The following is a 15,985-nucleotide window of genomic DNA, read 5'->3' as shown; positions in this document are numbered from 1 at the left end:
CTTTTAAGCCTCCTCGGTAAAATTGATTTCCTGGCCGGGCTTCAAGCAAATATACGCATGCTTGACATGATTTTTTCTACCGACCGTTTTTCCGGAGCGCTTCTGCTTACCGATGCGATTGAGCATCTTCACAGACTCCACCTCTACCTTGAACAGGCTTTCTACTGCAGCTTTTACCTCTGGCTTGGTTGCATCTCTCATGACACGGAAAACCACTTGCTCATATTTATCAGCAACAAAGGTGGCCTTCTCGGAGATCACAGGAGCCAGCAGCACTTTCAGCATGCGCTCTTCACTCACTTTTTTCGCTGTATTCATGACAGCATCTCCTCAATTTTGCCCAGCGCAGCACGGGTAACCAACACGTCCTTGAAATAGACGAGTGAAACCGGGTCAGCCTGATGCGGCTCAAGAACCAGCACGTTTGGCAGATTGCGGGATGCCAGGTACAGATTTTCATCGAAATTGTCAGTCAGAACGAGCACTGAACCGAAACCGAACGCCTTGAGCTTGTCTGCCAGCATCTTGGTTTTGGGCGCCTCAATTGACAACTCGTCAATCACAGTCAGGCGGCCCTCCCGGGCAAGCTGCGACAGTATCGAACAAAGACCTGCACGATACATTTTCTTGTTGACCTTGTGAGAGAAATTTTCTTCGCCGGTGTTCGGGAAAGCACGACCACCCCCACGCCACAGCGGCGAAGACGTCATACCGGCACGCGCACGGCCCGTACCCTTCTGACGCCATGGCTTCTTGGTGGAATGCGCCACTTCCCGGCGGGTCTTCTGCTTGCTGTTACCGCCACGGGCATTTGCCTGGAAAGCGACAACGACCTGATGAATCAATGCTTCATTGTATTCACGGCCAAAAATGGTATCCGGCGCTTCAACTTTAGCGGCAGACTGGTCACTGCTGTTCAGGAGCTTGAGTTCCATAAATTATGCTCCTTTCTTGCCTGCGGCTTTAATAGCCGGCTTGACAACAACCTGACCGTTTTTTGCGCCAGGAACCGCACCCCTGACCATCAGAAGCTGGCGCTCTGCATCAATACGGGCAATTTCAAGATTTTGCACAGTACGGGTCACATCACCCATATGACCCGTCATTTTCTTACCCTTGAAAACGCGACCCGGATCCTGGTTCTGACCAATCGAACCAGGAACATTATGCGAAACAGAGTTACCGTGCGTGGCACGACCGGATGCGAAGTTGTAGCGCTTGATGACGCCGGCATATCCCTTACCAATCGAGACACCCTGCACATCAATTTTTTGCCCCACCTCGAAAATAGCTGTCGTAATGACATCGCCCGGCTTCATGTCAGCCATCACAGATGCATCAATACGGAATTCTCTTAAGACACTACCGGCTTCCACACCCGCTTTAGCACAGTGACCGGCAGAAGCCTTGTTCACACGGGAGGGGCGGCGTTTTCCAAACGCGACCTGTACGGCATCATAGCCGTCTGTCTCGGTCGTCTTGATTTGCGTAATACGGTTGTCTGATACGTCAACTACGGTAACCGGGATGGTTTCCCCTTCATCCGTAAAGATACGCATCATACCAACCTTACGCCCAATAAGGCCCAGGCTCATTTTATTCTCCATTCCTGTCTACGATTGGACAGGTTGTCTAATTTATACTACTGCACGCAAAAAAGGCTTTTTGCGTGCAGTCGGGCATTATAGCCCGTGTCCATTCATTGCACAACCGCAAAAATGGATTTTCTTGTTAAAAAAACTTACTGCAGCTTGATTTCGACATCCACACCCGCTGGCAGATCGAGCTTCATGAGCGCATCAACGGTTTTGTCAGTCGGATCAATAATATCCATCAGACGCTGGTGCGTTCTGATTTCAAACTGGTCGCGGGATGTTTTGTTCACGTGTGGTGAACGCAACACATCGAAACGCTGAATGCGGGTTGGCAGCGGAACAGGTCCTTTGACGACAGCGCCGGTTCTTTTGGCCGTATCGATAATTTCCTGTGCGGACTGGTCAATCAGTTTATAGTCAAACGCTTTTAAGCGAATGCGAATTTTCTGGTTTTGCATGATTACTTTCCAAAGAGCGAGCTGCGGATGATTGCCATCCGCAGCATGTTTATTGATACAACAGCGTGATCAGGTCAGTGTCCTGCGTTATGCAATAATTTTGGATACGACGCCGGCACCTACCGTTCTGCCACCTTCACGGATGGCGAAGCGCAAGCCTTCTTCCATCGCGATCGGGGAAATGAGCTTGACGGTAATGGAGACGTTGTCTCCCGGCATGACCATTTCCTTGTCTTTGGGCAGCTCGACTGATCCGGTCACGTCTGTGGTACGGAAGTAGAACTGCGGACGGTAGTTGTTGAAGAAAGGGGTGTGACGGCCGCCTTCGTCTTTGGACAGTACGTAGATTTCGCCTTCGAAGTGGCTGTGCGGCTTGATGGAGCCGGGACGGGCCAGTACCTGGCCACGCTCGACTTCTTCGCGCTTGGTGCCACGCAGCAGTACGCCTACGTTGTCGCCTGCCTGACCCTGGTCGAGGAGTTTTCTGAACATCTCTACGCCGGTGCAGGTGGTTTTGACGGTTTCTTTGATGCCTACGATTTCGATTTCTTCGCCTACTTTGATGATGCCGCGCTCAACACGACCGGTTACGACGGTGCCGCGACCGGAGATGGAGAAGACGTCTTCTACCGGCATGAGGAAGGCGCCATCAATGGCACGCTCCGGCTCAGGGATGTAGCTGTCTAAGGCATCGGCCAGGGACATGATGGATTGTTCGCCGAGTTCGCCGGTATCGCCTTCGAGGGCCAGTTTGGCGGAGCCTTTGATGATGGGGGTGTCGTCACCCGGGAATTCGTAGCGGGACAGGAGTTCACGGACTTCCATTTCGACGAGTTCCAAAAGCTCGCTGTCGTCCACCATGTCGCATTTGTTGAGGTAGACGATGATGTAGGGTACGCCAACCTGACGTGCAAGCAGGATGTGCTCACGGGTCTGGGGCATGGGGCCGTCGGCTGCTGAGCATACGAGGATGGCGCCGTCCATCTGGGCTGCGCCGGTGATCATGTTTTTGATGTAGTCGGCATGGCCCGGGCAGTCTACGTGGGCGTAGTGCCTGCTGGCGGTTTCGTATTCTACGTGCGAGGTGTTGATGGTGATGCCGCGGGCTTTTTCTTCCGGGGCTGCATCAATCTGGTCGTAGTCTTTTGCCTCGCCTCCAAATTTCTTGGAAAGGATGGTCGCAAGCGCCGCTGTCAGGGTCGTCTTACCATGGTCTACGTGCCCAATTGTCCCTACGTTTACGTGCGGCTTGGTCCGCTCAAATTTGCTCTTTGCCATTGTTGTTTTCCTTCAAAAAGAACGATTGTTAAGTTTTTCCTTGTCCGTTAAAACGGATTAAATTACTTTGCTTTTGAGCTGACAATTGCGTCAGCAACATGCTTGGGTGCTTCAGCGTAATGCTTGAATTCCATGGTATAGGTTGCACGGCCCTGTGTTGCCGAACGCAACGCAGTGGCGTAACCGAACATTTCAGACAACGGCACCTCAGCCTTGATGATCTTGCCGCCACCGCCTGGAATCTCATCCATGCCCTGCACCATGCCACGGCGGGATGACAGGTCACCCATAACCGTACCGGCATAGTCTTCCGGCGTTTCCACTTCAACAGCCATCATTGGCTCAAGCAGAGCCGGATTGGCTTTGCGTAAACCATCTTTCAGCGCCATGGATGCCGCCATTCTAAAGGCATTTTCGTTGGAGTCAACATCATGGTAGGAACCGAAGAACAGCGTTACCTTGACGTCAACCACCGGATAGCCTGCCATCACACCTACCGGCAGCGTGTCAACAATTCCCTTCTCAACCGCAGGAATATATTCACGTGGCACGACACCACCCTTGATGGCATCAATGAACTCAAAGCCCTTGCCGGCTTCCTGCGGCTCAATTTTCAGCACAACGTGACCATACTGACCGCGACCACCAGACTGTTTGACGAATTTGCCTTCGATTTCATCACAAACAGAACGGATCGTTTCACGATAGGCCACCTGCGGTTTACCGACCGTTGCCTCAACACCGAATTCACGGCGCATCCGATCAACCAGAATGTCCAGATGCAATTCACCCATACCGGAAATAATAGTCTGACCGGACTCTTCGTCGGTATGCACACGGAAAGACGGATCTTCCTGAGCCAGACGACCCAGCGCAATACCCATTTTTTCCTGGTCAACCTTTGTTTTTGGCTCAACCGCCTGGGAAATAACCGGCTCTGGAAATTCCATACGTTCCAGCGTAATCGGCGCACTCGGATCACACAGCGTTTCACCAGTAGTGGCTTCACGCAGACCGACAGCAGCAGCGATATCACCAGCGCGCACCTCCTTGATTTCTTCGCGGTTATTGGCATGCATCTGTAGGATACGACCCAAACGCTCGCGCTTGCCCTTGAGCGGGTTGAAAACCGTATCGCCGGACTTCACCATGCCGGAATAAACACGGAAGAAAATCAGTTGACCAACAAAGGGGTCTGTCATGATCTTGAATGCCAGCGCGGAGAACTTTTCATTATCGTCCGCCTTGCGGGTAGCCGGCTGCTCACTGTCATCAATCCCTTCAACAGGAGGAATATCAATCGGAGAGGGCAGGTATTCAATCACCGCATCCAGCATAGCCTGCACACCCTTGTTCTTGAATGCCGTACCGCACATCATCGGCACAATTTCACCGTCAATGGTGCGCTGGCGAAGCGCCTTCTTGATATCCTCTTCTGAAAGATCACCTTCTTCGAGGTATTTGTTCATCAGGTCTTCGCTGGATTCGGCAGCCGTTTCCAGCAGCTTTTCACGCCATTCCTGCGCGATCTCCATCAGATTTTCCGGCACATCGCGGTACTCGAACTTGGTACCCTGCGACGCCTCATCCCAGTAGATGGCTTTCATCTTGACCAGGTCAACCACACCCTCAAAGTTGTCCTCAGCGCCAACAGGCACCTGCAGTGGTATGGGGTTGGCCTTCAGACGGGAACGCATCTGGTCATAGACCTTGAAGAAATTGGCACCGGTACGATCCATCTTGTTAACGAAGGCCAGACGCGGCACGTTGTATTTGTTGGCCTGACGCCAGACTGTTTCAGATTGCGGCTGCACACCACCTACGGCGCAGTACACCATGCATGCGCCATCCAGAACACGCATGGAACGCTCAACCTCAATGGTAAAGTCAACGTGGCCCGGGGTATCAATAATATTGATATGGTGCTCGGGAAAATTGCCGGCCATCCCTGTCCAGAAGCAGGTCGTAGCAGCGGAAGTAATGGTGATGCCGCGCTCCTGTTCCTGCTCCATCCAGTCCATGGTTGCAGCACCGTCGTGTACTTCACCCAGTTTGTGATTAACGCCGGTATAAAACAGAATACGTTCGGTTGTTGTGGTTTTGCCAGCGTCAATATGCGCGGAAATACCGATATTACGATAGCGTTCAATGGGTGTCTTGCGAGCCATATTCAGTCCTAGTTTCTTTCAGATAAACAAAGCCGAGCATCACGTTCTTTTCAGAATGTGCCCGGCCTGCAAATGATTGTTTTTTGTGAACAACATCACGTTTTATGCTGCTGTTCAAATACTCAATTAAAAGCGGAAATGGGAAAACGCTTTGTTAGCTTCCGCCATCCGGTGCACTTCGTCACGCTTTCTCATTGCGCCGCCACGGCCTTCTGCCGCCTCAAGCAATTCGCCAGCCAGACGCTGCGGCATGGATTTTTCGCTGCGCTTGGCGGCAGCTTCGCGAATCCAGCGCATGGAAAGCGCCATGCGGCGAACCGGCCTGACCTCAATAGGCACCTGATAGTTGGCACCACCAACACGGCGGGACTTCACTTCAACAAGCGGTTTGCAGTTATTGATTGCAGTCATGAACGTTTCCAGAGGATCCTTGCCGGATTTTCCCTGGATAATGTCAAAAGCACCGTAGATGATATTTTCTGCTACAGATTTTTTGCCTGAGAGCATCAGGACGTTGACGAATTTCGCAACATCCACATTACCGAATTTCGGATCAGGCAGAATTTCGCGTTTTGGTACTTCGCGACGACGAGGCATTGCATTTCCTTTCTATCTTCAGTCGAGTGTTTCAAACACTCATGGCGCACCATCATGGCACACCACTTACTCGGCCATTCGGGCCGACTCACACACCACCGGCTAAAGCCGATTAAGCTTTGGCAGGTTTCGCGCGCTTGGCACCGTATTTGGAACGGGCCTGCTTACGGTCTTTCACACCCTGCGTATCCAGAGAACCGCGCACCATGTGATAGCGCACACCCGGCAAGTCTTTCACACGACCACCACGAAGCAGAACCACGCTGTGTTCCTGCAGATTATGGCCCTCGCCGCCGATGTACGAAATCACCTCAAATCCATTGGTCAGGCGCACTTTGGCCACCTTACGCAATGCGGAGTTCGGTTTTTTCGGTGTCGTTGTATAAACGCGCGTGCAGACGCCGCGCTTTTGCGGGCAGTTTTCCAGTGCGGGCGATTTGCTTTTCACCTTGACGGAAACACGCGGCTTACGAATCAATTGATTGATGGTTGGCATCGATCTTTCCAGCTATATTTATTAATTAATGTAACAATCCCGGTCACGCCCAAGACGTACCGGGGACTCTACGGAGAGATTATCTGACCGCTAGATGAGTGCCAGAGCAGGTAAAACAATGATTTAGGTCATCATCTGCCAAAGGCATACATTGAGAACCAGAGATTCTAAACCGCCTGATTGCCCAAGTCAATTCCTGTTTGCCGCCAATTTAAAAAAAACGGCAAAAAAACAACAAAAAAACCGGGGCGGGTAAAACGACTGCGATAAAAAAGGCATTCCGGATAATCCGGAATGCCTTTTTGACTGATGACGCTATCAGACCTGATCCGGATTGATGGAATCCACCTCTTCAGATGACGCACCTTCTGCGGGCATCGGGCTGAAAAGCGATTCGCGCTCCTCGCGCTCCATGGCTTCACGTTCTTCACGCTCCCAGACGCCCTTGAGTCTGCGGGCACGGTGAACAGCCAGGCCGGTACCAGCCGGGATCAGACGTCCAACGATCACGTTTTCTTTCAGACCACGCAGACCGTCGCGCTTGCCCATGATGGCTGCTTCGGTAAGCACGCGGGTCGTTTCCTGGAAGGAAGCGGCTGAAATGAACGAATCGGTTGAAAGCGATGCCTTGGTAATACCCAAAAGCACGTTTTCATGGGTCGCCGGAATTTTGCCTTCCGCAATCACGCGATCATTTTCATCGAGCAATTCTGAACGCTCAACCTGCTCACCCGTAATGTAGGACGTATCTCCTGCGTCAATCACATTCACACGACGCAGCATCTGGCGGACAATGACTTCAATATGCTTGTCATTGATCTTCACGCCCTGCAGACGATACACATCCTGCACCTCGTCAACGATGTAACGGGCAAGCGCCTCGATACCCAGCAGCCTCAGGATATCCTGCGGATCAGCCGGACCGTCAACAATCATTTCTCCCTTGTTGACAACCTGACCATCGTGGACCAGCACCTGCTTTTCCTTGCCGATCAGGAATTCATGACGGTTGCCGTCCATATCGGTGATTTCCAGACGCTGCTTGCCCTTGGTTTCCTTACCGAATGCAACGGTACCTGTCACCTCAGCCAACGTACCGGCATCCTTGGGTGAACGGGCTTCAAAGAGTTCCGCCACGCGCGGCAAACCACCCGTAATGTCGCGTGTCTTCTGTGACTCGGTCGGGATACGTGCCAGCACTTCGCCAACGGATACTTTCTGGCCATCCTGCACCATGAGCAGTGCACCAACCTGGAAGCTGATGGTAACGGAGTGCTCTGTACCTGCAATCTTGACTTCCTGGCCGCTGTCATCGAGCAGCTTGACCTGCGGACGTGCCGACTTGGTGGAAGTACCGCGACGTTTCGGGTCAATAACCACCAGGGTGGACAGACCAGTCACCTCATCCAGCTGACGGGCAACCGTCACGCCCTCTTCCACATTTTCAAACTTGATCGTACCGGCATACTCTGTAATGATCGGGCGAGTCAGCGGATCCCATGTTGCCAGCACCTTGCCTGCCTTGATGGCGAGTCCGTCATGCGCCTGCAATGTTGCACCGTATGGCACTTTATGACGCTCACGCTCACGACCCAGATCATCAGAAATAATGACTTCACCGGAACGGGAAATGACGATCTGGTCACCTTTCTCATTCGTCACATAACGCATGGTGGCGGTAAAATGAATGGTACCGTTTGAACGTGCCTCAACATTGGATGCCACTGCCGAACGCGAAGCCGCACCACCAATATGGAACGTACGCATTGTCAGCTGGGTACCAGGCTCACCGATGGATTGCGCAGCAATAACGCCAACAGCCTCACCCACATTAACCAGGTTACCCCGGCCCAGATCGCGGCCATAGCACTTGGCACACATACCATAGCGGGTTTCACAGGTCAGCGGCGTACGCACCTTGACTTCATCCACACCAAGACGGGCGATTTCCTCAACCATGTCCTCATTCAACAGGGTGCCGGCTTCATAGAGGGTTTCCTGCGTTTCCGGGTTGATCACATCATTGGCCGCAACACGCCCCAGGATACGATCACTCAAGGCCTCAATGACTTCACCGCCTTCAATCAGCGCTTTCATCACGGCACCGTTGGTTGTGCCGCAATCATCCTCGATCACAACCAGATCCTGCGTCACGTCAACCAGACGGCGGGTCAGATAACCCGAGTTGGCGGTTTTCAGAGCGGTATCGGCCAGACCTTTACGGGCACCGTGAGTGGAAATGAAGTACTGGAGTACGTTCAGCCCTTCACGGAAGTTCGCGGTAATCGGCGTTTCGATAATCGAACCATCCGGTTTGGCCATCAGGCCACGCATACCGGCCAGCTGCCTGATCTGCGCAGCAGAGCCACGGGCACCGGAGTCCGCCATCATGTAAATAGAGTTGAAGGATTCCTGCGTTGTGACTGAGCCGTCACGCTTGACGACTTCTTCCACTTTCAGTTGATCCATCATGGCCTTGCCGACATCATCACCGGTTTTTCCCCAGATATCGACAACCTTGTTATAGCGCTCGCCAGCCGTTACCAGGCCGGAAGAGTATTGCTGTTCGATCTGCTTGACTTCCTGCTCGGCAGCGGTAATCAGGTCGGTCTTGACCTGTGGCACCAGCATGTCATCAATCGAGATGGAAATACCGGCACGGGTCGCCAGCCTGAAACCGGACTGCATCAGGCGGTCAGCAAAAATAACGGTTTCTCTCAATCCGCAACGACGGAAAGACCCGTTGATCAACCTGGAGATTTCCTTTTTCTTCAGCGTGGTATTCAGCAGGGTAAACGGCAGACCTTCCGGCAGAATTTCGGAAAGCATGGCACGACCGACGGTTGTCTCATGACGGACAACACGTTTCACCATTTCACCGGTTTCATGGTCTTTCTGCAGCTCGGGAATACGAACGGTAATCCGGCTGGTCAGTTCCACTTCCTTGTTGTCGTAGGCACGGAGCACTTCCGATACATCGGCAAACATCAGGCCTTCACCCTTGCCATTGATTTTTTCACGGGTGGCATAGTACAGGCCCAGCACGATATCCTGCGACGGCACAATGGAGGGTTCGCCATTGGAGGGGAACAGAATATTGTTGGATGCCAGCATCAGCGTACGCGCTTCCAGCTGTGCCTCGATAGACAGCGGAACGTGAACCGCCATCTGGTCGCCGTCGAAGTCGGCGTTAAACGCCGCACAGACCAGCGGATGCAGCTGAATGGCCTTACCTTCAATCAGTACCGGCTCAAATGCCTGGATACCCAGCCTGTGCAGCGTTGGCGCACGATTGAGCATCACAGGATGTTCACGGATCACTTCTTCCAGAATATCCCAGACAATACCTTCTTGCATATCAACCAGACGCTTGGCCGCCTTGATCGTGGTAGCCAACCCCATCAGCTCAAGCTTGTTGAAGATAAACGGCTTGAAAAGCTCCAATGCCATCAGTTTCGGCAAACCGCACTGATGCAGTTTCAACTGCGGGCCGACCACGATAACGGAACGGCCGGAATAGTCGACACGTTTACCCAGCAGGTTCTGACGGAAACGGCCGCCTTTACCCTTGATCATTTCAGCCAGTGACTTCAGCGGACGCTTGTTGGCGCCCGTCATGGCCTTGCCGCGACGACCGTTGTCCAGGAGGGAGTCAACCGCTTCCTGCAACATGCGTTTTTCATTGCGCGTAATAATTTCCGGCGCACGCAACTCAAGCAGGCGTTTCAGACGGTTATTACGGTTAATCACACGGCGATACAGATCGTTCAGATCAGATGTGGCAAAACGGCCACCATCAAGCGGTACCAGCGGACGCAGTTCCGGCGGCAAAACCGGCAGCACTTCCATAATCATCCATTCCGGCTTGATACCGGAACGCTGGAAGGCTTCCAGTACTTTCAGTCTTTTCGCATACTTCTTGATCTTGGCTTCGGACTTGGAGTCACGCAGTTCACCGCGCAGCTGTTCCGCTTCACGGTTGATATCGATGGAACGCAGCAGCTCACGGACACCTTCGGCGCCCATCATGGCCGAAAAATCGTCGCCAAACTCTTCATAACGCGCAGCATAATCGTCCTCGGACATGATTTGCCCCTTACGCAACGATGTCATGCCGGGATCGGTCACCACATAGGCTTCAAAGTAAAGCACACGCTCAATATCGCGCAACGTCATGTCGAGCACCATACCCAGACGGGATGGCAGGGATTTCAGAAACCAGATGTGCGCAGCGGGTGATGCCAGTTCGATATGGCCCATCCGCTCACGGCGGACTTTGGCCAGTGTCACTTCAACGCCACATTTTTCGCAGATCACGCCGCGATGCTTGAGCCTTTTGTATTTGCTGCAAAGACACTCATAATCCTTGATCGGGCCAAAAATCTTGGCACAGAACAAGCCATCGCGCTCAGGTTTGAATGTACGGTAATTGATGGTCTCCGGCTTTTTGACTTCGCCATAGGACCACGATCTGATTTTCTCTGGCGATGCCAAGCCAATCTTGATCGCGTCAAATTGTTCATCCTGTTGAACTTGCTTGAATAGATCGAGCAATGCTTTCATATTTCACTCCGGTTAGGGTGTGTATACCGTCAGGAAGCCGCCCCAAACAACTTCCTGACTGACTTACTATCAGTTGCGTTCCAGGTCGATATCAATACCGAGAGAACGAATTTCTTTTACCAGTACGTTAAACGATTCTGGCATGCCGGCATCAATGACATGATCCCCCTTGACCAGGTTTTCATAAACCTTGGTACGGCCGCTCACATCATCCGACTTGACCGTCAGCATTTCCTGCAACACGTAGGAAGCGCCATACGCCTCAAGCGCCCAGACCTCCATCTCACCAAAACGCTGGCCGCCAAACTGTGCCTTGCCGCCCAGCGGCTGCTGGGTAACCAGTGAGTACGGGCCGGTTGAACGGGCATGCATCTTGTCATCGACCAGATGGTGCAGCTTGAGCATGTGCATGTAACCAACCGTTACCGGACGCTCAAATGGATCGCCTGTGCGGCCATCGTACATCGTGACCTGGTTTTTCGATGCCGTCATACCCAGTTTTTCAGCCACATCATCCGGATAAGCCAGATTCAGCATGCGGCGAATTTCGGGCTCTTTGGCACCATCAAAGACCGGCGTTGCAAACGGCACGCCTTCTTTCAGGTTTTTCGCCAACTCCAGCACTTCCTGATCGGTCAGGCTGTCCAGATCCTCCTGCTTCCCGCCTTCGGAATAAATCTGCTTGATGAAAGAACGGAGTTCCTCAACCTTACGCTTGGCTTCCAGCATTTCACCAATGCGATGTCCCAGACCTTTTGCCGCCCAGCCAAGATGGGTTTCCAGAATCTGGCCCACATTCATACGGGATGGCACACCCAGCGGATTCAACACGAGATCGGCAGGTGTCCCGTCTGCCATATACGGCATATCCTCAACCGGCACAATGCGGGAAACCACACCCTTGTTACCATGACGGCCAGCCATCTTGTCACCTGACTGCAGGCGGCGTTTAACCGCTAGGTACACCTTGACCATCTTCTGTACACCCGGCTGAAGCTCGTCACCCTGGGTGAGTTTCTTGCGTTTCTCTTCAAACGCCATATCAAACTGATGGCGTTTTTCCGCAATCGATTCCTTGATGGCTTCCAGTGACTGCGCGGTGTCCTCATCAGATGGACGGATGTCAAACCAGTGATAGCGCTCCAGATCGGAGAGATACTCCTTGCTGATTTCGGTGCCTTTTGCCAGCTTCTTCGGACCGCCATTGACTTTCTTGCCGATCAGGAGTTTGGACAGACGCTGGAAAGCATCGCCTTCCACGATACGCATCTGGTCATTCAGATCCATGCGATAACGCTTCAGCTCATCATCAATAATCTGCTGGGCACGCTTGTCACGAACGAGACCTTCACGCGTGAATACCTGTACATCAATGACGGTACCCACCATACCGGATGGTACGCGCAGCGAGGTATCTTTCACGTCAGAAGCCTTCTCACCGAAAATGGCACGCAGCAGTTTTTCTTCCGGCGTCAGTTGGGTTTCACCACGCGGAGTGACCTTGCCGACCAGCGTATCCCCTGCCTGTACCTCGGCACCGATATAAACGATGCCGGATTCATCCAGACGCGCCAACTGGTTTTCAGCCAGGTTGGAAATATCACGGGTGATTTCTTCCGCTCCCAGCTTGGTATCACGAGCAACCACGGAAAGTTCCTCGATATGGATCGAAGTATAACGGTCATCCTCAACCACACGCTCGGAAATCAGGATGGAATCCTCGAAATTGAGGCCATTCCACGGCATGAACGCCACGAGCATGTTCTGTCCCAGTGCCAGTTCACCCAGATCAGTGGATGCGCCGTCAGCGATAACATCACCTCTTTCAATCCTGTCGCCCACCTCAACGATCGGACGCTGGTTGATATTGGTGTTCTGGTTGGAACGGGTATATTTGATCAGGTTATAAATATCAACACCGACTTCACCGGCTGTGGCTTCCTCGTCATTGACACGAACCACGATACGGCCGGCATCAATATAGTCAACCGTCCCGCCACGAACGGCCTGAACCGTTGTACCGGAGTCAACCGCCACCGTACGCTCAACACCAGTACCAACCAGTGCCTTTTCCGGACGCAGACACGGCACAGCCTGACGCTGCATGTTGGCGCCCATCAGCGCGCGGTTTGCATCATCGTGCTCAAGGAACGGGATGAGGGACGCCGCAACAGAGACAATCTGGCCCGGCGCGACATCCATGTACTGGACACGCTCTGGCGACACCAGAATACTTTCACCGAATTCACGGGCAGAAACCAATTCGTCAGCCAGCAGGCCTTTTTCATCAACCGTACTGTTCGCCTGGGCAATAATGTAACGGCCTTCCTCAATCGCGGAAAGATATTCGATTTCGTCCGTTACCTGGCAATCAATCACCTTGCGGTAAGGGGTTTCCAGAAAACCGTATTCATTTAAGCGCGCATACAGCGCCAGCGAATTGATCAGGCCAATGTTCGGACCTTCCGGTGTCTCAATCGGACAGACACGGCCATAGTGGGTCGGGTGCACGTCGCGGACCTCAAAGCCGGCCCTTTCGCGAGTCAAACCGCCCGGCCCCAACGCGGATACACGGCGTTTGTGCGTGATTTCCGACAGCGGATTGGTCTGATCCATGAACTGCGACAACTGAGACGAGCCAAAGAATTCACGAATCGCCGCTGATATCGGCTTGGAGTTGATCAGGTCATGCGGCATGAGATTATCGGCTTCAGCCTGCCCAAGACGCTCTTTTACGGCACGCTCCACTCTGACCAGACCGGCACGGAACTGGTTTTCTGCCAGCTCACCGACACAGCGGACACGGCGGTTACCCAGGTGGTCAATATCATCCACCTCGCCACGACCATTACGCAGTTCAACCAGAATCTTGATGACAGCCAGAACATCATCATCTGACAGCGTCATCTCGCCATCAAGCTGCTCCAGCCCGATACGGCGATTAAACTTCATGCGGCCGACGGTTGACAAATCATAGCGATCCGGATTGTAGAAGAGTCCGTTAAAAAGCGCTTCCACGGACTCTTCCGTTGGCGGCTCGCCCGGGCGCATCATACGGTAAATGGCAATTCTTGCTGCCATCTGGTCTGCTGTTTCATCAACACGCAGCGTTTGTGACATATAAGATCCCTGATCCAGATCATTGGTATACAGGGTTTCCATTTCCTTGATACCCGCCTGGCGCAGCTTGGCAAGGGTTTCTTCTGTCAGTTCGTCATTCACCCTGGCAACGATTTCACCAGTATCCTGGTCAACAATATTTTTTGCCAGTACGCGACCGATCAGATAATCTTCGGGCACGGAAATACGGGTAATGTCGGCTGCCTCAATTTCGCGAATATTACGGGCATTGATGCGCTTGTCCTTGGAAACCAGCACCTTGCCGCTCTTGTCGGTAATGTCGAAACGGGCAATTTCACCCCGCATACGCGCCGGAACAAAATCCATCTCGGCACCTTCCGAACGCAGCGTGAAGTGGTCAAAGACAAAGAAATTTTCCAGGATCTGCTCGGCTGTCATGCCAATGGCCTTCAGGAGCACGGTAACCGGCATCTTGCGGCGACGATCAACACGGAAAAACAGGATATCCTTCGGATCAAACTCAAAATCCAGCCATGAACCGCGATAAGGAATGATACGGGCCGAGAAAAGCAGCTTGCCCGACGAATGCGTCTTGCCGCGATCGTGCTCAAAGAACACACCCGGCGAACGATGCAACTGGGAAACAATAACACGCTCGGTACCGTTAATCACAAATGAGCCGGTATCGGTCATAAGCGGCATTTCGCCCATGTAGACTTCCTGCTCTTTCATCTCTTTGACAACCGGCTTCGTCGGCGATTCCTTGTCCAGGATAACCAGACGCACCTTGGCGCGAAGCGGTGAGGCAAAGGTCAGACCGCGCTGCTGGCACTCCTTGACATCAAAAGGGGGATCACCCAGCGTATAGGAAATAAACTCCAGTCTTGCAAACCCGTTGTGTGAAACAATCGGGAAAATGGAAGCAAACGCAGATTGCAGCCCTTCACTTTTACGCTGCGACGGAATAACACCCGACTGCAAAAAGTTGTGATAGGACTCAAGCTGGGTTGCCAGCAAAAAGGGAACTTGATGGACGTTCTCGCGCTTCGCAAAAGATTTCCGGATGCGCTTTTTCTCAGTAAATGAGTAATGCATGGACACTCCGTGAGTGGCTGAAGGATGGAAAATTCAGGTTTCAGTATCAATACGGCCTATATTGAACCGGAAAACTCAAGCCTCAATCCTTTAAACCTGTTTAAGTCAACATGCCGTAACCCCTTGAAAAATCAGGGTTTTAGCAAAGAAATGCGTAAAGGAGCCAGAGCTGAACCACTTATTATAAGCGATTCAGCTATGACCCTGCTACTACCAAATTGTAAGAAATTGCAAAAATTACTTGATTTCGACTTTGGCGCCAGCTTCTTCCAGTTTTTTCTTGGCTTCGTCGGCTTCTGCCTTGGAAACGCCTTCCTTGACTGGTTTTGGTGCTGCATCAACCATATCCTTGGCTTCTTTCAGGCCCAGGCCGGTCAGTTCACGAACCGCTTTAATGACGCCAACTTTATTGGCACCAAAATCAGCTAAAACGATGGTAAATTCTGTCTGCTCTTCAGCAGCAGCAGCGCCGCCAGCAGCGCCACCGGCAGGACCGGCAACAGCCATAGCTGCGGCGGACACACCGAATTTTTCTTCAAAAGCCTTTACCAGATCATTTAATTCCATAACGGACATGGCGCCTACGGCTTCCAGGATGTCCTCTTTACTCATTGCCATTTGTAACTCCTAAAAATAGTACATTAATTCATCGTT

The 15,985-nt window shown here is 52.5% G+C and carries 11 protein-coding genes; all 11 read right to left on the bottom strand.

The genetic code is table 11. The features are described 5' to 3' along the window. Positions 1 to 3: 3 nt before the first annotated feature. Positions 4 to 318: a 50S ribosomal protein L23 gene (gene rplW, locus NB640_RS07855; protein WP_269308183.1), complete on the bottom strand. Its 315-nt coding sequence runs from the start codon at positions 316 to 318 to the stop codon at positions 4 to 6. Next, complete coding sequence (gene rplD / locus NB640_RS07850) at positions 315 to 935, bottom strand: 50S ribosomal protein L4 (RefSeq protein ID WP_269308182.1); 621 nt, start codon at positions 933 to 935, stop codon at positions 315 to 317. The genes rplW and rplD overlap by 4 nt, the downstream gene beginning before the upstream one ends. A 3-nt stretch (positions 936 to 938) precedes the next feature. Further along, positions 939 to 1,607: a 50S ribosomal protein L3 gene (gene rplC / locus NB640_RS07845; protein WP_269308181.1), complete on the bottom strand. Its 669-nt coding sequence runs from the start codon at positions 1,605 to 1,607 to the stop codon at positions 939 to 941. A 134-nt stretch (positions 1,608 to 1,741) separates the two neighbouring features. Next, a complete protein-coding gene (rpsJ, locus tag NB640_RS07840; protein ID WP_269308180.1) occupies positions 1,742 to 2,053 on the bottom strand; it encodes a 30S ribosomal protein S10 in 312 nt (103 codons plus the stop codon). An 87-nt stretch (positions 2,054 to 2,140) separates the two neighbouring features. Continuing rightward, positions 2,141 to 3,331, bottom strand: a complete 1,191-nt coding sequence (gene tuf / locus NB640_RS07835) for an elongation factor Tu (RefSeq protein ID WP_269308170.1) — start codon at positions 3,329 to 3,331, stop codon at positions 2,141 to 2,143. Positions 3,332 to 3,393: 62 nt separating this feature from the next. Continuing rightward, positions 3,394 to 5,499 (bottom strand): elongation factor G, encoded by a 2,106-nt coding sequence (fusA, locus tag NB640_RS07830; RefSeq protein ID WP_269308179.1) that lies wholly within the window; start codon positions 5,497 to 5,499, stop codon positions 3,394 to 3,396. Between the two features lie 126 nt (positions 5,500 to 5,625). After that, complete coding sequence (gene rpsG, locus NB640_RS07825; RefSeq protein WP_269308178.1) at positions 5,626 to 6,096, bottom strand: 30S ribosomal protein S7; 471 nt, start codon at positions 6,094 to 6,096, stop codon at positions 5,626 to 5,628. Positions 6,097 to 6,208: 112 nt separating this feature from the next. Continuing rightward, positions 6,209 to 6,592 carry a 30S ribosomal protein S12 gene (rpsL, locus tag NB640_RS07820; protein ID WP_269308177.1) on the bottom strand — a complete coding sequence of 128 codons (384 nt, stop codon included), beginning with the start codon at positions 6,590 to 6,592 and terminating at the stop codon, positions 6,209 to 6,211. A 318-nt stretch (positions 6,593 to 6,910) separates the two neighbouring features. Next, positions 6,911 to 11,155 carry a DNA-directed RNA polymerase subunit beta' gene (gene rpoC, locus NB640_RS07815; RefSeq protein WP_269308176.1) on the bottom strand — a complete coding sequence of 1,415 codons (4,245 nt, stop codon included), beginning with the start codon at positions 11,153 to 11,155 and terminating at the stop codon, positions 6,911 to 6,913. 69 nt (positions 11,156 to 11,224) lie between these two features. Then, positions 11,225 to 15,331, bottom strand: a complete 4,107-nt coding sequence (gene rpoB, locus NB640_RS07810) for a DNA-directed RNA polymerase subunit beta (RefSeq protein WP_269308175.1) — start codon at positions 15,329 to 15,331, stop codon at positions 11,225 to 11,227. A gap of 237 nt (positions 15,332 to 15,568) precedes the next feature. Next, on the bottom strand, positions 15,569 to 15,949 hold the full coding sequence (gene rplL / locus NB640_RS07805; RefSeq protein ID WP_269308174.1) for a 50S ribosomal protein L7/L12: 381 nt from the start codon (positions 15,947 to 15,949) through the stop codon (positions 15,569 to 15,571). Between the last annotated feature and the right edge of the window lie 36 nt (positions 15,950 to 15,985).

The organism is Oxalobacter vibrioformis, assembly GCF_027118995.1.
Classification (GTDB): domain Bacteria; phylum Pseudomonadota; class Gammaproteobacteria; order Burkholderiales; family Burkholderiaceae_D; genus Oxalobacter; species Oxalobacter vibrioformis.
Note: the sequence above shows the minus strand (reverse complement) of the source record. Positions and strands in the feature narration are given on the sequence as shown.